This is a genomic window from Pseudomonas sp. NPDC098747 (assembly GCF_044760045.1).
Lineage (GTDB): Bacteria > Pseudomonadota > Gammaproteobacteria > Pseudomonadales > Pseudomonadaceae > Aquipseudomonas.
On record NZ_JBIWAL010000011.1, the window covers coordinates 120,098 to 142,131 of the forward strand.

The window sequence follows — 22,034 nt, forward strand, 5'->3', positions numbered from 1 at the left end:
TTTTCTACTTCTACCGATCAAGCGATGTTCAACGCTTTGAGAATCACCAGTTTGTTACTGGCAAACACTTGAGCACTCAGCGTCAGTTCAGCGAGGTTCTCTTCAGCGGTCGCCAGCGGCTGGCCGTCCCTGACGAGGACTTCGCCTTGTTCGCCGAGGATCGCCCACGCCAGTTGTGCCCATTCGGCGGGGTGTTTCTGGCCTTGCTTGATCGATATCAGGAAGAGTTGCTCGAAGCGGCTGACGGTGATGCCGCCGCTGGTCACCGGGCTGGCCAACACCTGGATCTTGTCGCTCAGTAGCGAGCGTTTGCACAGTTCCAGGTTCAGATCGTTGCAACGCGCCTGCACGCTTTTCTCTGCGGCTTCGCTTTGGCACGGTGCCACCGCATTCATTCCGACCAACACGTTGAGCGCCTGCAACACATCGTCAGAAGCCAGCGAGGACGCGGCTGCTGACAACTGGCGCAAGGTTTTCGGCGCATAGGCATTGGCTGCCAGCGCGTTGAGTACCGGGCCGTAAATCTCGGTCTGCAGGGAGGCTTCGCCCGCAGGGCCGCGAACATGGACAGGCACGCTCTCTGGCGCTTGCAGCAGGATGAAACGAGTATTGAACAATGTCTGGCGCTGCTCTGCGGTGGACAGCCGGGTGGCGCCACGCACGTAGAGATCACGACGGAAACTCTGATTGACGAAATAGTCACGCGCCTGTTCGCGCATGATCGGATGCTCGATGCCTTCCAGGAAGTCCATGCCTTCGGGCCTGAGGTTGAGCGGGTCGACAGAGTCCAGTGGCACGGCGGTGGTGACGTAGTCGAGTTTGGCGGGGGCCATGGCGTCGACCACGTCAGTGAAATACATGCAATCCCAGCTGCGATTGAAGTATTCATGGGCGATGTACTGGCGATTCTGCCCCTTGATGCTCTGAAGTTTGGCATCCAGGTTCGGCGCTGCGCTGGCGTAGTTGGGATTGGCGGCCAGCAGTGCTTCGGAGAATTGCAGAGCGGCGTCAATACGCTGGTCGGGGCCGGCAGCCGCAGACTTGGTGAAGCGATCGTGCAGGCTGAACAGGTTGCGCAATGGCGCCGCAGGCGACCAGCCGGGGAAGCAGTTGTAGCTGACGTACAGCATTCCACCCGGTTTCAGATGGCGACGGGCGAATTCGACGATCAGTTGCTGGTTGTCGCGGCTGACCCAGGTCCAGATGCCATGCAGGCTGATGCTGTCGAATTGCGGCAAGTCATCGCGGGCCAGCAGTTGCGCGAAGCTGTCGTCATACAGTCGCGCGTTGCTGTTCCAGTCGCTGGCGAGCTTACTGGCAAAGGCGGCCTGCGACGGTGTGAAGTCTGTACCGACAAAGGAGCCGGGGTTGGCGGCAGCATGGATATTGATCGAAACGCCCTGACCAAAGCCCAGTTCGCAATGATAGCTTTCGCTCGATTCCAGGCTGGCAAAGCCGCGCAACAACAAGCAATAACGCTGGAAGACAGGATTGATTTCCCGGCTATAGCTGTAGGTGTAGCCTTCGTCGGTGAAATACCCTTCGTTCCAGGTGTCGCTCATGTTCGTATCCTAATATTTCGTGACTGAAAGGCTGGTTTTATAAGGGGTAGTGATTACGGGCCACAAGGGCAAAATGCGAGCGAGTATTTCTTTTCGTGTCCGCATTGTGGCGAGGGAATTTATCCCCGATGGACTGCGGAGCAGGCCGCAGTCTCTAAATGGCTCATCGCGAGCAGGCTCACTCCTACAGTGATCGGCGTCAGCTACAGATTCTTTAAACACCCGGCAACCTGTGGGAGCTGGCTTGCCAGCGATGGCGGCGTATCAGCCAGCGAAAATATTGAATGTGATCACGCACTCGACGCCGGCTTCGCCAACGCAATCCCCGCAGCACCCAAGCGCTTGAGCACCTCGAACAACAGGTCACTCTTCGTCACCCCGACAATCCTCGGGCTGCCCACATACCCCGTCACCGTCAACGTAATCCCGTCCGGCGACAAATGGCTGAAGCGCACAAACGGCGCCGGCTTGTCGAGGATGGTTTCATTCTCGCGGTAGGTGTTGAGCAGCAGGTCTTTGACCTCTTCGGGATCGATATCCAGCGGGAACATCAACTCCAGCGACGCCACGCCCTGAGCACTGCCACCGAGGGTGACGTTGCGCAGGTTCTGCGAGATCAGTTGCGAGTTGGGCACGATCACAATCGAGCGATCGGCGAGCTGGATTTCCGTGGCGCGCACATTGATCCGGCGAATGTCGCCCTCGACGCCGCTGATGCTGATCAGATCGCCTACCTTCACCGGGCGTTCGGTCAGCAGAATCAGGCCCGAGACGAAGTTCTTCACAATTTCCTGCAAACCGAAACCGATGCCCACCGACAGCGCACTGACGATCCACGCCAGATTGGTCCACTGCACGCCTAGCGACGACAGCGTCAGCAAGATCACCAACGCGTAACCGATATTGGAAAACAGCGTGCTCAGCGACGCGCACATGCCCGGGTCCATGTCGGTCTTGGGCAGGAACTCGTTGTCGAGCCAACGGCGCAGGGCGCGGATCAGCCAGATGCCGATCAGCAGCGCCAACACTGCATTGAGCAGATGACCGGGAACGATGTTCAGCTTGCGCAACCCGGCACCGCCGAGGATCGCCATGATGTTGCTCGTCAGCTGCCCGAGCGTGGTGCCGATACCGCCGACAAACAGTGCGATCACTGCGCACAGCAACAGCACCGCGCGGCTGAAACCGGACAGTACAATCGCGATCTGATCCAGCCGTCGATCACCAACGCCGAATAGATGCTTGAGGGCCTTACCGCTCGAATGCCTGGGTGAAAACGCATACTCGCTACCGTCCTTGACTACCTGAATCAGCAGGTAGAACCCCGACAGCACGATGTACGCCCACACCAGCTGATAAGTGACGAACCGTGCCAGCGACACATATCCCGTCAGCAGCGCGATCGTTGAAACAAACATCGCAACACTCGCCACCGTGTAAATCACACCGGCAAACGTGCTGCCCGCCTGCGTGTCATTATCGGCGACCAACGCCTTGCGCACTTTACCAACGCGCAACAGCATCGACACGATGATCGCCATGACCACCATGGCAATCACCCCACGCCAGGCGAGCACGATCTGACTGCTCATGCCCGTGGCATTGCTGACCTGGACCAGCGTTACCAACACCAGCAACGTACAGGACAAAATGCGCGGGTAAGGTTTCAGCGCGTTCGCCACCTCATCGGCAATGGGTGGCAGGCGCCACGACGGATGTGCCGTCGACAACAGCGCGCGACTCAATCCGGTGATCAGCACACAGGCATACACGACCTTCTCGAATTCCTCGGAAAACGTCGCCAGCACCGGCGTCAACGGCGCATGCCGAGTCAGGGCGTAAAACAGCAGCTGCAAGGCGAGGGCGGTGGTGGCGATTGTCGCCAGCGCCGATGCAAACGCCAGCGCACTGCGCCGCAAACGCCCCTCCGGCACGCGGTGAATGCAAACCCAGGTCAGCCCACGCTCGGCCAACCGCCGGCCAAACGTCCACACCAGCCATGCCAGCAGCATCAGCACCAGCGTAAAAAAATGCTGTCCCGGCGCCCATACTGTGGCCCAGGTTTTACGGATCTGCTCAACGAAATAACTGAAACGCTGACCATCGCTCGGTGAAGGACTGACCAGCGGCGCCCAGAAATCCGGATTCAGCACACTCAGCGTACGCAGCGTCAATTCACTCTCAAGCAACGTGCGGCGAATACCGGCGATCTGCGTGATCAAATCCGCCGCATTCTGCTTTAACGCCGCCAGACTCTTCAGCGTGCCATCGACCTTGTTCTTCTGCTCCGTCAGCGACGCCCGCTGCGCGACGATATCTGCCTGCTCCGCCGCCGCCTCGACATCCGGCGCCGCGCCCAACACCCCCAACTGCACTGCTAGCTGCGCCTGCTGCGGCAACAACGCCGCCGACAACCGATCGACATCCAGAATAAACGCCTGCACCCGATCCTGCGGCCCTTCTAGCTGATTGAAATTGTTCGCCGACGAAATCTGCTGCTTGAGCGCATCGAGCCGTTGTTGCAGCGCTTGCAGATCACTTTGATTAATCACCGGCAGCGGCGCGGCAGCGGTCTCGGAAGGCGCCGGCAGATCCGCCGCCCACAACGAAAAACTGCCGGGAACGAGCAGCATGAAAGCGACCAGAAACAACGACTTCATCGTGTTACGCATGGGTAGGACGGGCTCGAAGGGAACACACAGTCTATGAGGTTAGGTGATCGGGCCGGATGGGGTGGAAAAGTTTCAGGGGAGAAGGTGGATCAACTGCGGTTCCAGCGCGTCTGCACGTACGTCGAGCAGAGCCAGAGTTACGGGGAGTTTGAAACGACGGCGACCGGCGCTGCCGGGGTTCAGGTAGAGGCAGTTGTCGCGCCATTCGATTAACGGCTTGTGGGAGTGGCCGGTGATGATGAGTCGGGTGTCGGGGGCGAGATGGGCCGGGACGTCGGCGATGTCGTGGATCAGTAGGGTTTGCCAGCCGTTTAGGTCGAGGGCGAGGTGGTCGGGGATATTGGCGGCCCAAGGGAGGTTGAGGTCGTTGTTGCCGCGCACGGCTTGGAGGGGGGCTATTTGGGATAGTTGATCGAGGATTTCGGGACTGCCGATGTCGCCAGCATGGAGGATGAGGTCGCAGCCTTGGATGGCGGTCAGGGCTTCGGGGCGGAGGAGGCCGTGGGTGTCGGAGATGATGGCGGTTTTCATGGGGGGATAGGGTAGCAGGGAATGAATGGCTGCTTTCGGCCAAAAACGGACATTAACCACACCCATTTACAAAGCCAATTTTCGAGTTGCCAATGCCCATTCTTGAATACACGGGTATCTGACCATGCGCCAACGATCTCGCCAATGAACAGATCGTACGTCTGCTGGTTATGTGCCTCAGTAATCAGTTTGCAGGCCAGCCATGCTGAGCATCCCGCTACGAACGGCTGGTCGTATTCATCAATCTCGAATAACTCCGCCCCTGCACGCGTCAGCTTATCTGCGGTCGCTGGCAAGGCTATGGGTTCCCAATTCATGCGTCAGTTTAAGCTGCGCTACGGTGGGAACCTGATGTGTTCTTTTAGATGTGCTTATGCATTGAGCGCGCTGATTGAGGATTTAATGATTTGGATGTGTGTAGTAAATCTTGCTGACCACAGTCCACTTGCCATCGACCTTCAGCAGATGAAAGAAGTCTGTGAAGGAAATACCAGACATGTCGTTGGCGTCGATGCGAGCACTCGCCGCGGTACCCACGATCTCGATGCTGGTGATAGCGGCCTGTGCGTTAGGAGAGGGTCGGAAATCCTTGTCGATCCCATCGAAGAGGCTTTGAATCGGGCCGCCTACCAGCTGGCCATCGGCGCCGACGCTGTACATCGTTGCATTCTTGCTGAATGCGGGCTTCATGATACTGCTCTTGGCTTGCTTTCAGCCCTCGATGTACTTGCTTAGCACTTCGGTGATGGCTCGGTGTTCGTGTACATAGGTAGGGTTATTCGTGGCTTTACCACTGAAAGCGTGTTGATCGCGCGGTAGTTCTTCTGCTTGAGCAGTCGCGCTTAGGCCCGCAACCATTGCCACGAAAAATAACGCCCTGAGAATAGTTGTTTTCATTTCGTTGCTCCTAACTAAGGGGTGCATGTGTTGATTAACGTTCAGCTGTAAAAAGCTCAGCGGCATCGCGAGACACTTTGTTCCGCTGGAGCCTCGCGATGAAATGAGTGACGTTTTTTTTCATGAATGCCGCAACGTTGCCGTGACCTGCGGGTTCATTGGTTTTGCCATTACTGGCTCAGGTTCGTTTTGAGTTCTTGCGATGCTTGCGCGATCGCGTTTTGCACTGCCGGCAGATGGTTGAACGCGTTCGATAGCCCAAAATCGTGAATCATGCCGTTGTAGCGTACCGACTTCACCTGCACACCCGCAGCGTCGAGCTTGCGGCCGTAAGCTTCGGCTTCATCGCGCAGGACATCGAATTCAGCAGTCTGGATCAACGTCGGCGGTAAGCCTTTCAACTGCTCGGGCGTCGCCTGCAGCGGCGATGCGTAAATCTGCTTGCGTGCCTCAGCGTCGGTTGTGTAGTTGTCCCAGAACCACACCATGAGGTCTTTGGTCAGGAAGTAGCCGTTGGCAAACTCCTGGTACGACGGCGTGTCGAAGTTTGCATCCGTTACCGGGCACAGCAATAGCTGCGAACGCAGTGCAGGTGAGCCTTTCTCGTTCGCCATCAGGGCAACAGCTGCGGCCAGGTTGCCACCTGCGCTGTTACCCGCTACGGCCAGGCGCTTGCCGTCCACGTTGATCTGCTGGCCATGCTCGGCCACCCATTTGGTTGCGGCATAGGCTTGCTCGATGGCAACGCCGTATCCCGCCTCAGGCGACAGACTGTAGTTAACGAACACCGCCACCGCGCCAGAGCCCGCCACCAGGTCACGCACCAGCCGTTCGTGTGTTGGGAAGTCGCCCAGCACCCAGCCGCCGCCGTGGAAGTACATGAACGCGGGCAGGGGCTTCTGTTGGCTGCCGGCCGGGCGCACGATGGTCAGTTTCAGGTCGCGGTCATTGACACGAATCGTCTTCTCGCTGACCTCAGCTGCCGGCAAGGCCACGTTGGAGGCGGCCTGGGCACCCGCCAGCGCGGCGCGGGCATCGGTCGGCGACATGCTGTCGAGCGTCTGGCCGCCCTCAAGGGACTGCAAGAATTTTGCTACGTTGTGTTCGACGCCAGGCCGTTCGGCTGCAGAGGCGCTACCAAGCGACAAGGCCACGACGGAAAGGGCGAAAGCGGAGGTGAGAGGTTTCATGATGTTTCCTTTTTATCGCCTGAGTGTGTGTCATTGAATAGCGGCCTGTTTTATTACTTTGTTGCGCCTGCGGTCAGGCGATCGAAGTCAGCGGATTTCAGGCGGAGTGCCTTACGCACAGTTGCAGCGCCGCTCGGCTGCAAGGAAAAACACGACAGATAGGGTTGTAAGCCTCATCTGCCGCGTGCTCAAGGAAGGTAGATATTCAAGGCGCGACATGGGTGTGGAAGATCTTGCTGACGACCGTCCACTTGCCATCGACTTTCAGCAGGTTGAAGAAGTCTGTAAAGCAAAAACCCGATACGTCATTGGTGTCGATGCGCGCGCTGGCAGCGGTGCCTACGATGTCGATCTTGACGATTACACCTTGAGCTTCAGGAGACGGGCGGAACGCGCTGTCAATGCCATCGAACAATGTCTGAATCGGGCCGCCGGTCAGCTTACCGTCGCCATCGACGCTAAACATCGTTGCTTGCTCACTGAAAGCTGGCTTCATTATGCTGCTTTTGGCCTGCTTGCAGCCTTCGTTGTATTTGTTCAGTACCTCGACGATGGCTTGATATTCCGGCACATAAGTAGGTTTGTTCATGTTTGTATTCCTGGTTGTTAATTCGAGTCATGTTAAAAAAGCGGCCACTTTTGGCTGGCATTGAGATCCACCCCTGTGACCATCCGCAGCAGCGTCCACTGCTGGGGCTCAGGGTGTCACTTTTGAATCGTTGCCCAGTTGGCTTATCCAGCGAGCGTAGGCCAATCGGTGTAACCCTTTGCGCCGTTGCCGTAATAGGTTTCGCGTGGCGCAACAGCGAGTTCTGCACCTTCTTTTAATCGACGCACCAAATCCGGATTGGCAATAAACGGGCGACCAAAAGCCACTGCATCGACCTTGCCTTCAGCACGGCGGGTAACGGCCAGTTCGATGTCGTAATTGTTGTTGCCGATGTACGGGCCTTTGAACCGTGCACGTAACGCATCGAGATCTACGTTCTCGGGAACAGTGCGTGACGTAGCGGTAGCGCCCTCGACAAAATGCATATAGGCGAGCTGGAAGCGATTCAGTTGCTCAATCAGATAGCCATAGGTTTGCATTACCTGGCTGTCCAAGGGCGTGTTGCCGGCATCTGGCGTCACGGGAGAGAGGCGGATGCCAACGCGGTCATGACCCCAGATCTCGACGACTGCGGCGGTTACTTCCAGCGTGAGTCGTGTGCGATTCTCAATCGAACCACCATAGTGATCGGTTCGCTGATTGGTAGAGTCGCGCAGGAACTGATCGAGCAAATAGCTATTGGCCGAGTGCACTTCAACACCATCAAAGCCGGCGCGTTTTGCGCATGCGGCGGCGTGTCGGTACTGCTCGATAATGTCTGGGATCTCGGATGTTTCCAGCGCTCGCGGCATGGAGACGTCCATCATTCCATTTTCAGTGAAGGTCTGGCCTTCGGCTTTAATCGCCGAGGGCGCTACCGGTGCCGTGCCGTCGGGCTGCAGGTCCACATGCGAGAAGCGCCCCACATGCCACAGTTGGCAAACAATAAGTCCATCAGCGGCATGCACCGCATCTGTTACCCGTTTCCAGCCTGCTACGTGCGCTTCAGTCCAGATGCCTGGCGTCAATGCATACCCCCGCGCTTGCGCCGAAATATTGGTCGCTTCACTAATGATCAGACCGGCGCTGGCACGTTGTGCGTAGTAGCGAGCGTGCATTTCGTTGGGTACGCCTTCTGGCCCCATGCGGCTGCGCGTTAACGGGGCCATGACAATACGGTTAGCCAGAGATAAGGCTCCTAAAGTCATCGGAGTGAAAAGATCAGTTGATGGGCTGTTGAGTGCCATTGTGATTCCTAGTGATAACTGTTCTGCCGGAGGAAACTCCTTGCTGTATCAACTATGGAGGCCAATAATAATGACGTAAATAGTCATGGGCGTGGATACAGTATGATCAAAAAAGTCATAATGCAGAGCCCGACGCGCGCTGAGGGCATAGAGGGTTCACTTCCTTTGCCGCCGGTGCATTTCCCCGGTCTTTTAACCTTCGAGGCTGCCGCCAGACATTTGAACTTCGCTCGCGCCGCCGCAGAAATCGGTGTCACGCCAACTGCGGTATCACGCACGATCAAAAGTGTAGAAGCGCAACTCAATGTGCGGCTATTCAATCGAACAACACGCAGTGTCAGCCTGACCGAGGCCGGCGCGTCATTGAACGCAGCATTAGCACCTGCGCTTGCGTTGATCAGAGACTCCCTGTCACAAGTCTTGCTCGCGACTGATCAACCATCGGGCACAGTGCGCCTCAACTCTTCGTACGTTGCATACCACATCTTGATCGAACCGCATCTAACCGCCTTTATGGAAAAATTCCCGCTGATTAATGTCGAGGTATCACTGGATAACCAACTTGGCGATATCGTTAATGCCGGTTTCGATATCGGCATGCGCATGGGGAAAAGAGTGCAAAACGACATGGTCGCGGTACAGTTGGGAGCGGCACAAAAAAGAATTGTGGTGGCTGCGCCTGATTACTTCAGCACGCGGGTTGAGCCACAGACGCTGGAGCAACTGCTGAAGCACAACTGCATTCGCCAGCGGTATTCAGTTGGCGGAAGATTCTTTGAATGGAAGTTCGAAGATGGCGGGCAAATGGTTCAAATCGATGTTCAAGGGCGTTTTATTTTTGACGAAATGAGATCCGTCCTTGATGCGGCAATACAAGGCCAAGGCATTGGTTTCGTTTTCGAGGACTTCGCGAAGCATGCGTTAGAAAACGGTACGCTTAATCAGATATTGAAGCAGCACAGCGGCATGGACGATGCGTTTCATCTTTACTACCCCCATCGTAAACACATGCCAGGCAAGCTGCGTGCGTTTGTTGATTTCATGCGCAGTGCTAATAAGGTGGGAGAGTTCTGATTTAACTTTCCCAATGCATAGCCGTTTACAGACGTTTAGCCATCTGTCTTACCTGCGCAATGCCACGGTACCTCTTGGTACCCTCCGCTAGCGGTGAGGATTGCGCCGAGCTCATAAATTAGTTGCCTATTGAGAGTGGGGTTATCGGAAAAAGGGTCAGCTTCTCCGAAAGCGCTCCAAGAGTCGCTGTCAATTCGGACAGTTCCAAACTTACTTTCTGGATGGGAGTGGGATGCCCATATGCCATGCTCCGTGGTGTTGACTGAGAATCCCAATGGTGCCAGCACCAGGCGCAGCGCCTCCTGAAACCCAATGTCCGATGGCTGTGGATAGAACTCAATTAGCAGTTTGTTGCTGCCATAGACTTCTCTAATCGCGAAAGGGTACATGACCGTCCTCTTGAAGTATTTCGAGCTCTTTGCAGCGTTCGTGAAAATTTAACGAGACACAAAACATTGCTGAGGTTACGAAGCCATCGACAAATTCTGGAAACAGGAGTCGGTAGCGCCTCTGCCAATACGCGTCCGCTTATGGCCGAAAGAAGCCGTCCGTAGAATACTCAATAAGCAGATCGGATCAGAAGCTACCCGAGCCAAGGAGAAACGAATGAAAAGACTCATCCGCGGACTTCTCTTCGTCATGCTGTCGGTGTCGGCCGTCTGCGCAAAGGCGGAGCCGCACTGCGAGGACTTTCTGGCGAAACTCAGCGATAAGCCAGAATTTGTAGAGCTTCTAGAATGCACGCAAGACATCGACCTGCAGGGCAAACCTTTTGTTGCTCGCTACCGTGTCAAAGGCACAGATGCACTCAAAGCAGAGCAGTCATGAATCAGGCTTTCGGGCTGCCAAAACTTCAGTACATCTGTTGCGGCTGGGATTTCACACCGTATTTTTATCGGGATAACAAAACACATCTAGGGTACATGCTAGGTATGGGGTCTGAAGAAACACCCGTGAATAAGCGGGATCGTTGGTCAGAGATAAAAACCTTCCAAATCAATGTTTCTTTTTCTACTGAGGAACCTTGAACACGATTTCGGGGGGGGGGCAAAGTGACACCGAGGTAGCGTAATCGTGAAGCACAGGCTCGCCCCACTAAACCCCTTCGCGCAGGGCATTCGCAACCAGTGTGAATGCCGGTGAAGGTTGCCGACGGTTGGGGTAGTACAAGTAGTAACCAGAAAAGGGTACGCACCAGTCTTCCAGAATCCGCACTAGCCGGCCTTCCTGGAGATGCGGTTCAAACTCCTCTTCGGGAAGGTAGGCAATGCCCAGCCCGGCCAAAGCGGCATACACGATATGGGTCGATGTGTTGAATATGAGCTGGCCGTCTACGCGCACGTTCACTTGCTTGCCGCGTCGCTCGAAATCCCATACATAGAGCCCGCCTGATGTCTGCATGCGTTGATTGATGCAGTTGTGGTTCATCAGGTCTCGTGGATTTTTTGGGCGCTCGTGCGAGGTGAAGTACGCCGGCGAGGCGACGGCGGCCATGCGCAAGGGTGGCCCTATCGGAACGGCGATCATGTCTTTGTCGATGGTATCCCCCAGTCGCACACCCGCATCAAAACGATCTGCAACGATGTCTCTGAAGCCGTAATTGACGTCGAACTCGACATTGATATCGGGATATTCGTGCAGCAATGCCGTGAGTTTTGGAAGGAGCGTTGTCCGCAAAACGTGATCACCGCAGGTGATGCGTACCGTGCCGGCAGGCTTGTCGCGCAGGTCCGTGAGGATATCCAGCTCCGTTTCGATTTCATCGAAGCGATGGCCGATCGCGTTCAACAGCCTCTCGCCGGCGGCGGTCGGCGAAACGCTGCGTGTGGTGCGCGTCAGTAACCGGATTTGCAGACGTGCTTCCAGACCGCTGATGGCCTGACTCAGCGCAGATTGCGTGACGCCCAACACGCCTGCGGCGCGCGTAAAGCTGCCTTCGCGCGCCACCGTCACGAACGACAGCAGATCGTTGAGATTTCTTCTGACCATTTTGCAAACGCCATTACAGTCGATTGATTAGCTGAGCTTATAACCTTGTTAAGCATTCATTAGCTAGTCGCGCACGCGTTCAGTCGTCACCATTGGCGGCATGAATATGAATGTTAGTGAGGCCCCGATGGTCGCTGTTTCCGCCACCAAGAATGCGCCTGCTCATTGGAGCGGCGTTTTTGCAATGACGCTTTGTGTCTTCGCGCTGATCGCATCGGAGTTCATGCCGGTCAGTCTGCTGACGCCGATGGCCGATGATCTTCAGGTGACGCAAGGGATGGTCGGGCAGGGCATTGCGATCTCCGGGGCATTTGCCGTTTTAAGCAGCCTGACCATCTCCTGGATGGCCGGAACCCTCAACCGCAAGATATTGCTGATGGCATTGGCAGGGTTGATGGCCGCTTCCGGCGCGATCGTCGCACTGGCCCCCAACTACCTGACATACATGATCGGTCGTGCCTTGATCGGTGTGGTCATTGGTGGTTTTTGGTCGATGTCGGCTGCGACGGCGATGCGACTGGTGCCAGCCTCGCAGGTGCCCAAAGCCTTGGCCATCTTCAATGGCGGCAATGCGCTGGCTACCGTGATTGCCGCACCGCTGGGCAGCTATCTGGGCTCGATCATCGGTTGGCGCGGCGCGTTTTTTTGCCTGGTGCCAGTAGCGGTAGTTGCTTTTATCTGGCTGTGGATCAGCCTGCCGAGCATGAAGGTAGAGCCGCGCACGTCGGGAACGGGCAATGCCTTGAAGCTGTTGAAGAGCCGATCTGTCGCAATCGGTATGGCCGGATGCGGCGCCTTTTTCATGGGGCAGTTCGCACTGTTCACCTACCTGCGACCTTTCCTCGAAACGGTGACGCGCGTCGACGTATCCACGCTGTCGCTGATCCTGCTGGTGATCGGAGTTGCAGGCTTCATCGGCACTCTGATCATCGGCCCGTTTTTAAGGCGCGGCCTCTTCCGGACATTGATCGTCATACCGATGCTGATGGCGTTGATCGCTTTGGCACTGATTCCCTTTGGATCCTCGGTCGTAGTCGTCGCTGTACTGCTTGGCTTTTGGGGATTGTTGGCCACGGCAGCCCCAGTCGGGTGGTGGAGCTGGATCGCGCAGGTCTTACCCAATAATGCCGAGGCCGGGGGAGGCTTGATGGTTGCGGTGATTCAACTGGCCATTGCCCTGGGCTCGAACATCGGCGGACTGCTTTTCGATCATAGCGGCTATCAGAGCACTTTCATGTTTAGCGCGGGCGTGCTGCTGCTTGCCGCATTCGTGACGTTGCTGACATCACGCTCCCCAACACCGCAATCCGCTTGAGACATACAACTTTACGGGAGATGGGCCATGAGGGTACTTCGCTGGCTTGGTTTGCTGTCTGCAATGTTCGTGTCGGGCGGTTACGTCGCTGTAAGTGATGCCGCGTCGGCGTCTTCAATACCGGAGAAATCTCGCATGTGGATGACCGTTGGGGAACACCGCTTCGCCATTACGTTGGCCGATAACGCCGCCGCTGGCGCGTTTGCCAGGCTACTACCGCTAACAATCGAAATGAGCGATCTCAACCGCAATGAGAAACACGCCAGCCTTCCCGAAGCAATGCCCGCCAACGCGAGCAAACCGGGGACGATCCACAGCGGCGACTTGATGTTGTATGGCGCCGATACGCTGGTGGTTTTCTATTCAACTTTCGATTCGGCGTACGCCTACACGCGGCTCGGGCGTGTGGATGACATCGCTGACCTGGTGCAGGCGCTGGGGCGAGGGGATGTGCGTGTGATGTTCTCTAAAGACTGATCAATCTGAATCAACAGGGCTTCCAATGAAAAAACTCATTGTTTTATTAACGCTTCTTGTCAGTTCACTCTCAGCAGTAGGAGCCGATATGTCTAACGGCGCAGATAATTTTTATACCAGCGAAAAAGTGACCGTGCAGAAGGTCACCTTCAAAAACCAATATCAAATGAATGTGGCGGGGAATCTATTCATCCCGAAAAACCTCGACGCAAAATCGAAGAGCCCGGCGATTGTTATTGGCCACCCGATGGGCGCGGTCAAGGAGCAGAGCGCTAACCTCTATGCCACGAAAATGGCCGAGAAAGGCTTTGTGACTCTGTCACTGGATCTTTCGTTCTGGGGTGAAAGCGAGGGGCGTACGCGCAACGCTGTTTCGCCGGAAATCTACGCCGAGGACTTCAGTGCGGCAGTGGACTTTCTCGGTGCACAGCCTTTCATCGACAAAGAGCGGATTGGCGCCATCGGCATCTGTGGCAGCGGCAGTTTCGTCATCAGCGCGGCCAAGATCGACCCACGCATGAAAGCCATCGCAACCGTCAGCATGTATGACATGGGCGCAGCCAATCGCAATGGTCTGAAGCACTCGCAAACGCTTGAGCAACGAAAGGAAACCATTGCGCAAGCGGCACAGCAGCGTGATGTGGAGTTCGCTGGCGGTAAAACCGTTTACACCAGCGGCACGGTGCATCAGCTGGATGAGAACACTCATCCCATTCAACGCGAGTTCTATGACTTCTACCGCACACCTCGCGGCGAGTACACGCCTTCCAGTTCCTCTAAAGAACTGACGACGCACCCGACCCTGACGAGCAATATCAAGTTCATGAACTTCTACCCGTTCAATGATATCGAGACGATTTCTCCGCGCCCGATGTTGTTCATTGCCGGCGCAGATGCGCACTCAAGAGAGTTCAGCGAGGAAGCCTACAAACTCGCCGGACAGCCCAAGGAGCTCGTTATCATCCCGGTGCCGGCCATGTTGACCTCTATGATCGTGTCAATCTCATTCCTTTCGACAAGTTGGCAGCCTTCTTTCAGAGCAATCTGAAGTAACCAGCACGCAGGGGTTATCTTGCCAAAGAGCTTCACGATCGTGAGGCTCTTCGCGAAAGTTGTTTCTGCTGATAAAAGTGGAAAAAACCCTTTCTCGTCACTGCTCAAGCATCAAGCTACGCCAAACAATCATCGGCTTTTCTACTGCCGCGACTTCCGGTTGCAACTGTTCCTGCGTGTGCATGTTGTCTGGTAGCTGCTCCTCTGGTTCAGTGTCTGGAGTCTTCTGATCCTTGGCGGCATTTACGTTATCGAGTGACATTCTTCTTCGTGCGCTTATTTGATTGTCACGATGACTTTGCCTTTTGATCTGCCTTGCTCGACGTACTGCAACGCTTGTGCAATCGATTCAAAAGGGAAGGAACGATCGATGACCGGTTTTATGACGCCAGCCTCGATAAGCGCGGTGATTTTTTGCAGTTGTGTCCCGTCAGCACGCATAAACAAAAATGCATAGCTCACCCCGTGCTTACGGGCTTTTCTGCGAATACCGCTGCTCAGCAGGCGCATGATTTGCCCCAACACCCAAGACAAACCTTGCTCTTTGGCAAACTGCGCGGTCGGCGGCCCCGACAGGGAAATGAGCTGTCCGCCAGGCTTGAGAACCTTGACTGATTTCTCCAGTACATTGGCGCCGAGGCTGTTCAACACCACGTCGAAATCGCGCAATTCGTGGGCAAAATCCTGCTGTTTATAATCGATGACCACATCCGCCCCGAGTGCTTTCACCCAGTCGACATTCGCTGCGCTGGTGGTGGTCGCAACGAAGGCGCCAAGGTGTTTGGCGAGCTGAATGGCCAGCGTGCCGACACCGCCGGATCCGGCGTGAATCAGTACCTTCTGGCCTTTTTTCACCTGAGCGATTTCAACCAGCGCCTGCCAGGCCGTCAAAGCGGCCAAGGGGATGGACGCCGCTTCGGCCATGTCGAGATTCGAGGGTTTCAGCGCGAGCGCGTTTTCGTTCACCGCGATCAATTCAGCAAACGTCCCGATACGTGACTCGGGAGGGCGTGCATAGACCTCGTCTCCTGGTTTGAATCGCTTCACTGCCGAGCCCGTACTTACGACAACGCCGGCCAGGTCATTGCCCAATATCAGTGGGAATGTATAGGGCAGGATGAGTTTGAATTCCCCCGTTCTGATCTTTGAATCCAACGGGTTCACGCTCGTTGCATGCACCTGGATCAGTACGTCATGCACACCGACGACAGGGTCGGGCACTTCACCAATCCTTCCGTTCTGCTTGCCGTAGCGGTCGATAAAAAATGCTTTCATGTTGCAGATGCTCTGGTCGGTGGAGTGAGAAGGGTGCGCGGCCACGAAAACGCTGATGCGATCAGACGTGGAAACTGTCAGGCGTCGAGGAACGCCGAAGCCTTGACCACGAAATCAGTGTGGTACTGGAAAATACTGCCGTGCCCGGCGTCCTGATAAATGATCAGTTGCGCGTTCGGAATTCGCTCTGCCAGATCAATCGAGTTCGCGGTGGGCACCATGATGTCGTTGTCGCCGTTGGCTATAAGGGTCGGCATGCGCAGGCGCCCGAGATCTTGCGACGCCTGCTTGCCCCACGCAGTAATGGCTTTGAGCTGCCGCAAAAACGCACGGGGTGTCGGGCCTTTGTCCCGCTGGTGCTGGCGCTCTTTCAAGCGTTGCAAATACTCGGACGCGGCACGTTGACCATTGGCCGTGGCAGTAAAGAATAGATAGAACTTGGGGTCTCGCAGCGTCAGCAAACCTTTGATCATCAATGGCCAGCTCACCGAACCGACGCTGGCGATGCCGCTGCCACCGGCCGGTCCGGTACCGGTGAGGATTAACCTGCGCACTCGTTCGGGGGCCTTCAGGGCGATGTCTTGAGCGACGAAACCGCCGAGTGAAAAGCCGAGCAGATCAACCGCGTCAAAACCCAGCGCCCGTATCAGACCGATTGCATCGTCTGCCATCTCGCCGACGGTCAATGGCGCTGCGCCACCCGAGCCACCGATACCGCGGTAATCAACAGTGATCACCCGCCGTTTTTTGGCCAGGCCGTCGACGATTCTTGGGTCAAAGTTATCCAGCACGGCCCCCCAATGGTTGAGCATGACCAGCGGGACCCCGGTGCGGGGTCCCAGATCACGATAGGCGAAGGGTATCCCGCCAATCCGCACCGACTGGTTAGGCGCGTAGATAAATGACGTGCTCGACATGATTCAGGCTTGCGTCAAATAGCGTTGCGCCACGGCGGACTGCCGGATCTGCGACATAAGCCCCTGACGCGCGGCCTGCAAAGCATCCCAGCGCTCGCCTTCATGCAGCGGCGGAATGGTCACCGGCTCGCGTCGGTCGAAGCCAACCAGTGCGGCATCGACCAGGTCGCCCACTTCCATGATTTCGCTCAAGGTGTTGATGTCGATACCGGCGCGATCCCAGATCTCCGTGCGGGTGGCGGCGGGCAGTACGGCTTGCACATAAACACCCTTGGGCGAGAGTTCCAGGCTCAGGCCTTGGGAAAGGAACAGCACAAACGCTTTGGTCGCGCCATAGACCGACATGCCGAGCTCAGGCGCCAGACCCACCACCGAACCGATGTTGATGATCGAGCCGTCACCTGCTTTGGCCAAGCGTGGCGCGATGGCACTGGCGAGCCGCACCAGCGCGGTGGTGTTGAGCGCCACCAGTTGTGCAACGCTGTCGGTGCTTTGTTCGATGAAGGTGCCTGACTGTGCGGCGCCGGCATTGTTGACGAGGATGCCGATGCGTGCGTCATCACGCAGGCGCGCTTCGACGGTGTGCAGATCGCTGAGTTGAGTCAGATCGGCCTGAAGCACTTCAACGGTGACGTTGTGTTCGCCCCGCAACTTCGCGGCAAGGGTTTCCAGGCGCGAATGGTCGCGGGCGACCAACACCAGATCATGCCCGCGTTGGGCGAAACGCTCGGCGTACACCGCGCCGATGCCGGTGGACGCGCCAGTGATGAGAACGGTAGGGCGAGTAGTCATGATGTCAGCTCTTTTCAGGGAACACGGTTTGGGATTGAGGATGTTTCGTATGATCTGTAATTAGGATGATGATCGAACTCTAAGCTGTCAATGGTTTTAATTATGATCAACATCTATGTATCATCAGGCGATGAATTTCCAGCTGTAGCGAGGTATCGAACATGCGAGTATCCAAAGCCCAGGCTCAGGCGAACCGGGCGCACATCGTCGAAACGGCCTCAGTGGTGTTTCGCGAGCGCGGTTTTGACGGTGTCGGCGTGGTCGACGTGATGGCCGCCGCCGGTTTTACCCATGGCGGTTTCTACAAGCATTTCGGTTCGAAGGCTGACTTGATGGCTGAAGCCTCGGCCAAGAGCCTGGCGCAGTCACTGGCCAGCGTTGAAGAGCTGAGCGTGAAGGATTTCATCGATGTGTACGTGTCCAGGGATCATCGCGACGGGCGCGCCACGGGTTGCACCATGGCGGCGTTGTGCGGCGATGCGGCGCGTCAGTCGGACGATTTGAAGTCGGCGTTCGCTGAAGGCATCGAGCGCACGTTGCAAACGCTCGGCGAAAAATATCCGACCGGGCCGGATGCGGCGCCGGGTGAGGCGAGGGTGAAAATGATCGACCTGTTGGCGCATGCGGTCGGCGCGATCATGCTATCGCGCGCTTGCCCTGACGACTCGGCACTGGCCGATGAGATTCTGGCGGTGTGTCATGCGCAGATGACCGAATCATTGGTTGTGGAATCGCAGACGGGGTAGATGGATGTCGTACACCGTTTGCTGAGTCGCGTTCATTCCGGCGTTGGGCGACACAAAGCGGTTGTCCGTAGCCGTCTGTTCTGGAAGTCTTGGTGGACGCCTAAAGCGAATCAGGGCAAAACGCAGCCTCGACAAAAGCCTCCAGCGATTTTTCTTCCAGAATTTCGATGGAAAAGTGTCCGAAGCGTTTGGGCAGCCAGATGATGCGTGTACCGGACGGTGATTGCAGGTCTGCGCGAAGCAATGGTTTTCCGTTTTCATCTTCAGGTTGCACACCGGCGATCAGCAACTCGTCATAGGCCTTCTCGATGTCCGGTGTCGAATAGCAGTGACGGTAGATCATTCCTTCGCCAGCGGTATCCAGCAGCGTCTTCAGGTTCCCCGCCAACGGTTGCACAAGCATGAAACGCTCCTGTCCGATCAGTGCAATCGAGTAGCGCACATGCAGCCCACCTCGTTCCCAGACTTGGGTTTTGGAGATCTTGGCTTTGAGGATCAGTGCGTAGTAAGCACACGCTTCTTCGAGATTGTTGACCAGTACGTCGACATGACTGAACTTCAGTTCCATTGAATGCCTCCCGCCGAAACGGCGCGCGGATTAATCACGGGGGGGGCGGGAACTCGATCAAGGTTGATGAATGGATCCCCAATGGCTTCCAGTGGCCCGCGCCCTCGAGGGTATTGCCTCAGCTCTCGGTGGAATCCACCGGCTCGGCAACAGTTTCCTCATCCATCTTCAATCGATCTGCCTTACTGATGTACTTTTCTTTCTTCGGGGCCAGTTTTGCGCTGGCCTTTTTGGCTTTTTCTCTGAACAACTGCTTCAGTTTTTTCTGGCGGTTCATGTTGACGACTCGGCTTGTTTGTTGAGTATCGACGATCGAAGGGCAACTCGGTCGCCTGGGCCCAAGGGTCGCAAACGGCTAAGCGTTTGCTGCCTGCGGCCTAAAAGGGGGGGAATCCTGACGCATGGGCAGGGTACAGGCAACATTAATCCTTACATCCCGATAAAGTCGCGAACAGCGTGGATCGTTGGCGCCGACGCTTCCTCCATCAACCAATGTCTTGCACCCGGAGTCGAGTGAGCGTAGACGGATTTGGCATCTGCACTTGAACGGCGATCAATACGGCCGATTTCGTGCGCAGTCGCGCGGGATATGACCAATCTGGATAAGGCCGACCATAACCAAAGCGCAGTCCCTGGAACCCCAGGACACCGGCGCGCCATACGCCGTCAGGTCGTAGATTCTGCTTTCACCGAGCAACTGACCGTTACGATTATCGTACAGGCGGAAAAACGCCGGGCCTCCCCAACTGATGAACCAGGATCGGTCTTGCGGGTCGTCCGGGTGGAACTGAGGATGAAAGGAGTTTGGCAACAACCAATAAGGCCTGAACGCCTGGACCCGGGTGCAGCGGTCTGGACTGATGTCAGCGTCGCCGTAAGGGATGGCCAACGCCTTTTCCCACCACTGGGATGCCGCCCACAGCCCAATGTAAAACACCAGTAAACCGAAGACGATCATCACAACTCGGTGCTGCCTGCTCATACCAGACGCATGCCCATTTCGACTGCGCGATCCTCGAAGCCGAACTCCGCATACATGCGCGCCGCACGTTCATTGAACGGCCAGACAGTCAGGCGCAAATCCTGTGCGTCATGTTCAATCGCCCAATCCCTGACGCGTTCAATCAGCGCCCGACCAATGCCTTGGCCGGAAAACCGCTCGGCGACACACACCGAGCCGATGCGCACGACCTTCTGCGGCTGCATCAGCGGCGGGGCGCTGGCCGACAGGCTGGCAGTGATAAAGGCGGCTGCCTGATCTCCGAGGTGCGCGATAAAAACTACCTGATCCTGCTTCTCGAAAACCCCGGACCAATGCGGCAGGTCGCGTGAGAAGTCTTCGGTGGCGGCGGCATAAATATCGGGACGGGCAGCGTGGTGCACTGAGTTGAGCAATTGGCCGAGCTCGCACATCGTCAGTGCATCTTCGGCGGTTGCGGTGCGGTAGGTGATGGTGTCGTCCATGATGAGTTACGTTCCTTGAGTGTGTTGAGAGGGGCGCGGGATTGCGCGGGCATGTGGCATTTGGCTGTTCTTTTAGTCGTATTCCACAGCGGGCGCCGAATCTGGATACTCTCGCGCCATTTGTTCCAGACATTCCTTCAGGAGTGCCGCATCTCTGGGTAACCGCTTGGATAAAGCATCCCACCCGGAAATTTTCAAATGCATGGGCATTTCGACGATTGCCGTAATGGAGTCCCAGAAAGCATCCCAGTTGCAGCCGTACCAGTCGGGGAATCCGAAGGCTTCTTTCAAGATGGAATGCAGTTTTTCTGTGCTAATCACTTTGCTTAAATCAATGCTAACTATCTGAAGTCGCGACATCATTCCGCCTCACGAATAAGGTTTCCAAATTGCTTCCCAAGAGACGTGCGTACTGGTTTGTTCAGACCCGCTAGAAACGTCGAAATCTGCGGCATCCCTCGAAGGTGAATAACCGGTACCTGCGGTGAAATCGCCATACGATTGACCTCAATGCCGGGGCGATTGACTCGATCAAAGTGCCAGACAAATTTCAGAAATTCCAGAAACGCTTTATCCAGTCGTTCTGTGCATCCTGCCGGCAGATCAGCGCGTGGCCGGTTCGATGCGCTGCGCATGATGACCCGTCGCAGGCAGGTAAGGCGTGGTGTATCGAGCCAGATGATTAGCTCTGCTCGGGGCAGGCGCAGATCGAAGGTGCGTCGGGAATAATTGCCTTCACACACCCACGCGTCACCGGCGATGGCTTGGCGTACCCGCTCGCGGAAAATATCGTTTTCCGGCTCGATCCAGCCGTTCTCCCAGAACAGCGGGTCAAGGTGAACAACCGGCACCCCGAGACGCAGGCCGATTTCCCGGGCCAAGGTGGATTTACCACTGCCCGAGTTGCCCAGAATAACGATGCGCTGCATGTGCAAATCCCTTGCGGCAAAAAGTCGGCAAGTCTAAATCAACATGACGTGAGGTTGGCCCTAATCACCAAAAAAAGGCCCGGCATTACGCCGGGCTCGTGGTGCGTCTGACAATCAAGCAGCCATTTTGCCGGCCGCCATGTCCTTCTTATAGCTGGCTTTCATGGCTTCCATTTGCGCGCCAAGTTCATCGAGCTTGGCTTTGCCCAAGAGCTTTTTCGCCTGAGGAAACATTTCCGTCTCTTCCTCTTCGATGTGGTGCTCCAGCAACTCCTTGACAACTTTCACCCGGCCAGCAAATTCCGGTGTGCCGGGATCAGTCATTTTCAGGTCCGGCAGCACCAGCGAGTCGACAGTGCGATGCTCTTCCTTGGCTTCGAAGTACATGATGTCCTGCTCTTTGCTACCCGCTTGCTTGAACGCGGGGTAGAGAATCTCTTCCTCGAGGCGGGTGTGGATCGAGATTTCCATCTCCAGCTTGGCCAGCAGCTCGGTGCGTTTTTTTAGCGCCCGGTCGGTGGACTCGCTCAGTTGGGTGAGGATGCTTTTTACTTTTTCATGATCGGCTTTGAGAAGGTCGATGGCGTTCATGGTGGTTGCCTCTGCTTTCACGGGTTGGACACAGGCCGTTGTGCCACGGCGCTGTGAAGTCCCTGAAGCTTTCGCATTTGCTGTGCCAACTTGTGACGCAACCCCTAACCGCGGTGGATCAAGGGGTTGCGATGAGTGGGGCAAAAAGCCTTCGTG

General features: G+C 56.3%; 24 protein-coding genes and 2 pseudogenes. 6 read left to right on the forward strand and 20 right to left on the reverse strand.

Features of this window, described 5'->3' with window-relative positions:
- Positions 1 to 17: 17 nt before the first annotated feature.
- The 8 genes and pseudogenes from ACIQVE_RS09990 to ACIQVE_RS10025 all read right to left on the reverse strand — a co-directional run bounded on the left by ACIQVE_RS09990 (position 18) and on the right by ACIQVE_RS10025 (position 8,688).
- Positions 18 to 1,562, reverse strand: a complete 1,545-nt coding sequence (locus ACIQVE_RS09990) for a class I SAM-dependent methyltransferase (protein WP_402807381.1) — start codon at positions 1,560 to 1,562, stop codon at positions 18 to 20.
- 290 nt (positions 1,563 to 1,852) lie between these two features.
- The gene (locus ACIQVE_RS09995) at positions 1,853 to 4,234 is read right to left on the reverse strand and encodes a DUF3772 domain-containing protein (RefSeq protein WP_402807383.1); all 2,382 of its coding nucleotides are present in this window, start codon (positions 4,232 to 4,234) and stop codon (positions 1,853 to 1,855) included.
- Positions 4,235 to 4,306: 72 nt separating this feature from the next.
- Positions 4,307 to 4,765 (reverse strand): metallophosphoesterase family protein, encoded by a 459-nt coding sequence (locus tag ACIQVE_RS10000; RefSeq protein WP_402807385.1) that lies wholly within the window; start codon positions 4,763 to 4,765, stop codon positions 4,307 to 4,309.
- Entirely contained in the window at positions 4,762 to 5,082 is a 321-nt protein-coding gene (locus ACIQVE_RS10005) for a flavin reductase family protein (protein WP_402807387.1), read from the reverse strand. Before ACIQVE_RS10005 ends, ACIQVE_RS10000 begins: the two co-directional genes overlap by 4 nt.
- A gap of 82 nt (positions 5,083 to 5,164) precedes the next feature.
- Positions 5,165 to 5,512 (reverse strand): annotated as a pseudogene (locus tag ACIQVE_RS10010) (nuclear transport factor 2 family protein).
- 320 nt (positions 5,513 to 5,832) lie between these two features.
- A complete protein-coding gene (locus ACIQVE_RS10015; RefSeq protein ID WP_402807389.1) occupies positions 5,833 to 6,852 on the reverse strand; it encodes an alpha/beta hydrolase in 1,020 nt (339 codons plus the stop codon).
- Positions 6,853 to 7,057: 205 nt separating this feature from the next.
- Positions 7,058 to 7,441: a nuclear transport factor 2 family protein gene (locus tag ACIQVE_RS10020; protein WP_057711794.1), complete on the reverse strand. Its 384-nt coding sequence runs from the start codon at positions 7,439 to 7,441 to the stop codon at positions 7,058 to 7,060.
- A 143-nt stretch (positions 7,442 to 7,584) separates the two neighbouring features.
- Positions 7,585 to 8,688: an alkene reductase gene (locus tag ACIQVE_RS10025; RefSeq protein ID WP_402807393.1), complete on the reverse strand. Its 1,104-nt coding sequence runs from the start codon at positions 8,686 to 8,688 to the stop codon at positions 7,585 to 7,587.
- 102 nt (positions 8,689 to 8,790) lie between these two features.
- On the opposite strand from ACIQVE_RS10025, the gene ACIQVE_RS10030 reads away from it, so the two are divergent.
- Together ACIQVE_RS10030 and ACIQVE_RS10035 are read left to right on the forward strand one after the other, a co-directional pair.
- On the forward strand, positions 8,791 to 9,762 hold the full coding sequence (locus tag ACIQVE_RS10030; RefSeq protein ID WP_402807396.1) for a LysR family transcriptional regulator: 972 nt from the start codon (positions 8,791 to 8,793) through the stop codon (positions 9,760 to 9,762).
- A 606-nt stretch (positions 9,763 to 10,368) separates the two neighbouring features.
- A complete protein-coding gene (locus ACIQVE_RS10035; protein ID WP_402807398.1) occupies positions 10,369 to 10,590 on the forward strand; it encodes a DUF4952 domain-containing protein in 222 nt (73 codons plus the stop codon).
- Between the two features lie 267 nt (positions 10,591 to 10,857).
- Here the strand turns inward: ACIQVE_RS10035 and ACIQVE_RS10040 are convergent, their stop codons facing one another.
- Positions 10,858 to 11,751 carry a LysR family transcriptional regulator gene (locus ACIQVE_RS10040; protein ID WP_402807401.1) on the reverse strand — a complete coding sequence of 298 codons (894 nt, stop codon included), beginning with the start codon at positions 11,749 to 11,751 and terminating at the stop codon, positions 10,858 to 10,860.
- 127 nt (positions 11,752 to 11,878) lie between these two features.
- Between ACIQVE_RS10040 and ACIQVE_RS10045 the strand changes: the two genes are divergently transcribed.
- The 3 genes and pseudogenes from ACIQVE_RS10045 to ACIQVE_RS10055 all read left to right on the forward strand — a co-directional run bounded on the left by ACIQVE_RS10045 (position 11,879) and on the right by ACIQVE_RS10055 (position 14,596).
- Positions 11,879 to 13,066, forward strand: a complete 1,188-nt coding sequence (locus ACIQVE_RS10045) for an MFS transporter (protein ID WP_402807404.1) — start codon at positions 11,879 to 11,881, stop codon at positions 13,064 to 13,066.
- Between the two features lie 27 nt (positions 13,067 to 13,093).
- Positions 13,094 to 13,543 carry a cyclophilin-like fold protein gene (locus ACIQVE_RS10050; RefSeq protein ID WP_402807407.1) on the forward strand — a complete coding sequence of 150 codons (450 nt, stop codon included), beginning with the start codon at positions 13,094 to 13,096 and terminating at the stop codon, positions 13,541 to 13,543.
- 25 nt (positions 13,544 to 13,568) lie between these two features.
- Positions 13,569 to 14,596, forward strand: a pseudogene (locus tag ACIQVE_RS10055) (alpha/beta hydrolase).
- A 97-nt stretch (positions 14,597 to 14,693) separates the two neighbouring features.
- Here the strand turns inward: ACIQVE_RS10055 and ACIQVE_RS10060 are convergent.
- From ACIQVE_RS10060 to ACIQVE_RS10075, 4 genes are all read right to left on the reverse strand, one after another.
- Positions 14,694 to 14,858 (reverse strand): hypothetical protein, encoded by a 165-nt coding sequence (locus ACIQVE_RS10060; protein WP_402807410.1) that lies wholly within the window; start codon positions 14,856 to 14,858, stop codon positions 14,694 to 14,696.
- Between the two features lie 14 nt (positions 14,859 to 14,872).
- Positions 14,873 to 15,871: an NADP-dependent oxidoreductase gene (locus ACIQVE_RS10065; RefSeq protein ID WP_402807413.1), complete on the reverse strand. Its 999-nt coding sequence runs from the start codon at positions 15,869 to 15,871 to the stop codon at positions 14,873 to 14,875.
- Between the two features lie 77 nt (positions 15,872 to 15,948).
- The gene (locus ACIQVE_RS10070; RefSeq protein ID WP_402807416.1) at positions 15,949 to 16,788 is read right to left on the reverse strand and encodes an alpha/beta fold hydrolase; all 840 of its coding nucleotides are present in this window, start codon (positions 16,786 to 16,788) and stop codon (positions 15,949 to 15,951) included.
- A gap of 3 nt (positions 16,789 to 16,791) precedes the next feature.
- On the reverse strand, positions 16,792 to 17,580 hold the full coding sequence (locus ACIQVE_RS10075; RefSeq protein ID WP_402807419.1) for an SDR family NAD(P)-dependent oxidoreductase: 789 nt from the start codon (positions 17,578 to 17,580) through the stop codon (positions 16,792 to 16,794).
- A gap of 161 nt (positions 17,581 to 17,741) precedes the next feature.
- On the opposite strand from ACIQVE_RS10075, the gene ACIQVE_RS10080 reads away from it, so the two are divergent.
- Positions 17,742 to 18,326, forward strand: coding sequence for a TetR/AcrR family transcriptional regulator (locus tag ACIQVE_RS10080; protein WP_402807421.1), 585 nt, complete (start codon positions 17,742 to 17,744; stop codon positions 18,324 to 18,326).
- A 100-nt stretch (positions 18,327 to 18,426) separates the two neighbouring features.
- On the opposite strand, the gene ACIQVE_RS10085 is transcribed toward ACIQVE_RS10080, so the two are convergent.
- The 7 genes from ACIQVE_RS10085 to ACIQVE_RS10115 form a co-directional block, all read right to left on the reverse strand.
- On the reverse strand, positions 18,427 to 18,894 hold the full coding sequence (locus ACIQVE_RS10085; protein ID WP_402807424.1) for a VOC family protein: 468 nt from the start codon (positions 18,892 to 18,894) through the stop codon (positions 18,427 to 18,429).
- A gap of 118 nt (positions 18,895 to 19,012) precedes the next feature.
- Entirely contained in the window at positions 19,013 to 19,171 is a 159-nt protein-coding gene (locus tag ACIQVE_RS10090) for a DUF2986 domain-containing protein (RefSeq protein WP_402807427.1), read from the reverse strand.
- Between the two features lie 276 nt (positions 19,172 to 19,447).
- Positions 19,448 to 19,852, reverse strand: coding sequence for a hypothetical protein (locus ACIQVE_RS10095; protein WP_402807429.1), 405 nt, complete (start codon positions 19,850 to 19,852; stop codon positions 19,448 to 19,450).
- Positions 19,853 to 19,872: 20 nt separating this feature from the next.
- Positions 19,873 to 20,358 (reverse strand): GNAT family N-acetyltransferase, encoded by a 486-nt coding sequence (locus tag ACIQVE_RS10100; RefSeq protein WP_402807430.1) that lies wholly within the window; start codon positions 20,356 to 20,358, stop codon positions 19,873 to 19,875.
- A gap of 72 nt (positions 20,359 to 20,430) precedes the next feature.
- On the reverse strand, positions 20,431 to 20,718 hold the full coding sequence (locus tag ACIQVE_RS10105; protein WP_402807432.1) for a barstar family protein: 288 nt from the start codon (positions 20,716 to 20,718) through the stop codon (positions 20,431 to 20,433).
- On the reverse strand, positions 20,718 to 21,287 hold the full coding sequence (locus ACIQVE_RS10110; RefSeq protein WP_402807434.1) for an AAA family ATPase: 570 nt from the start codon (positions 21,285 to 21,287) through the stop codon (positions 20,718 to 20,720). Before ACIQVE_RS10110 ends, ACIQVE_RS10105 begins: the two co-directional genes overlap by 1 nt.
- Before the next feature lie 114 nt (positions 21,288 to 21,401).
- Complete coding sequence (locus tag ACIQVE_RS10115) at positions 21,402 to 21,878, reverse strand: hemerythrin domain-containing protein (protein ID WP_402807472.1); 477 nt, start codon at positions 21,876 to 21,878, stop codon at positions 21,402 to 21,404.
- Between the last annotated feature and the right edge of the window lie 156 nt (positions 21,879 to 22,034).

Excerpts from the sequence above, each read along its gene's own strand:
- ACIQVE_RS10080 (WP_402807421.1), top strand. The coding sequence starts at position 17,742 with ATGCGAGTATCCAAAGCCCAGGCTCAGGCGAACCGGGCGCACATCGTC.
- ACIQVE_RS10025 (WP_402807393.1), bottom strand. The coding sequence starts at position 8,688 with ATGGCACTCAACAGCCCATCAACTGATCTTTTCACTCCGATGACTTTA.
- ACIQVE_RS10075 (WP_402807419.1), bottom strand. The coding sequence starts at position 17,580 with ATGACTACTCGCCCTACCGTTCTCATCACTGGCGCGTCCACCGGCATC.
- ACIQVE_RS10115 (WP_402807472.1), bottom strand. The coding sequence starts at position 21,878 with ATGAACGCCATCGACCTTCTCAAAGCCGATCATGAAAAAGTAAAAAGC.
- ACIQVE_RS10095 (WP_402807429.1), bottom strand. The coding sequence starts at position 19,852 with ATGATCGTCTTCGGTTTACTGGTGTTTTACATTGGGCTGTGGGCGGCA.
- ACIQVE_RS10020 (WP_057711794.1), bottom strand. The coding sequence starts at position 7,441 with ATGAACAAACCTACTTATGTGCCGGAATATCAAGCCATCGTCGAGGTA.
- ACIQVE_RS10050 (WP_402807407.1), top strand. The coding sequence starts at position 13,094 with ATGAGGGTACTTCGCTGGCTTGGTTTGCTGTCTGCAATGTTCGTGTCG.
- ACIQVE_RS10065 (WP_402807413.1), bottom strand. The coding sequence starts at position 15,871 with ATGAAAGCATTTTTTATCGACCGCTACGGCAAGCAGAACGGAAGGATT.
- ACIQVE_RS10015 (WP_402807389.1), bottom strand. The coding sequence starts at position 6,852 with ATGAAACCTCTCACCTCCGCTTTCGCCCTTTCCGTCGTGGCCTTGTCG.
- ACIQVE_RS10105 (WP_402807432.1), bottom strand. The coding sequence starts at position 20,718 with ATGTCGCGACTTCAGATAGTTAGCATTGATTTAAGCAAAGTGATTAGC.
- ACIQVE_RS10030 (WP_402807396.1), top strand. The coding sequence starts at position 8,791 with ATGATCAAAAAAGTCATAATGCAGAGCCCGACGCGCGCTGAGGGCATA.
- ACIQVE_RS09990 (WP_402807381.1), bottom strand. The coding sequence starts at position 1,562 with ATGAGCGACACCTGGAACGAAGGGTATTTCACCGACGAAGGCTACACC.
- ACIQVE_RS10100 (WP_402807430.1), bottom strand. The coding sequence starts at position 20,358 with ATGGACGACACCATCACCTACCGCACCGCAACCGCCGAAGATGCACTG.
- ACIQVE_RS10000 (WP_402807385.1), bottom strand. The coding sequence starts at position 4,765 with ATGAAAACCGCCATCATCTCCGACACCCACGGCCTCCTCCGCCCCGAA.
- ACIQVE_RS10040 (WP_402807401.1), bottom strand. The coding sequence starts at position 11,751 with ATGGTCAGAAGAAATCTCAACGATCTGCTGTCGTTCGTGACGGTGGCG.
- ACIQVE_RS10060 (WP_402807410.1), bottom strand. The coding sequence starts at position 14,858 with ATGTCACTCGATAACGTAAATGCCGCCAAGGATCAGAAGACTCCAGAC.
- ACIQVE_RS10005 (WP_402807387.1), bottom strand. The coding sequence starts at position 5,082 with ATGAATTGGGAACCCATAGCCTTGCCAGCGACCGCAGATAAGCTGACG.
- ACIQVE_RS10110 (WP_402807434.1), bottom strand. The coding sequence starts at position 21,287 with ATGCAGCGCATCGTTATTCTGGGCAACTCGGGCAGTGGTAAATCCACC.
- ACIQVE_RS10045 (WP_402807404.1), top strand. The coding sequence starts at position 11,879 with ATGGTCGCTGTTTCCGCCACCAAGAATGCGCCTGCTCATTGGAGCGGC.
- ACIQVE_RS10070 (WP_402807416.1), bottom strand. The coding sequence starts at position 16,788 with ATGTCGAGCACGTCATTTATCTACGCGCCTAACCAGTCGGTGCGGATT.
- ACIQVE_RS10035 (WP_402807398.1), top strand. The coding sequence starts at position 10,369 with ATGAAAAGACTCATCCGCGGACTTCTCTTCGTCATGCTGTCGGTGTCG.
- ACIQVE_RS09995 (WP_402807383.1), bottom strand. The coding sequence starts at position 4,234 with ATGCGTAACACGATGAAGTCGTTGTTTCTGGTCGCTTTCATGCTGCTC.
- ACIQVE_RS10090 (WP_402807427.1), bottom strand. The coding sequence starts at position 19,171 with ATGAACCGCCAGAAAAAACTGAAGCAGTTGTTCAGAGAAAAAGCCAAA.
- ACIQVE_RS10085 (WP_402807424.1), bottom strand. The coding sequence starts at position 18,894 with ATGGAACTGAAGTTCAGTCATGTCGACGTACTGGTCAACAATCTCGAA.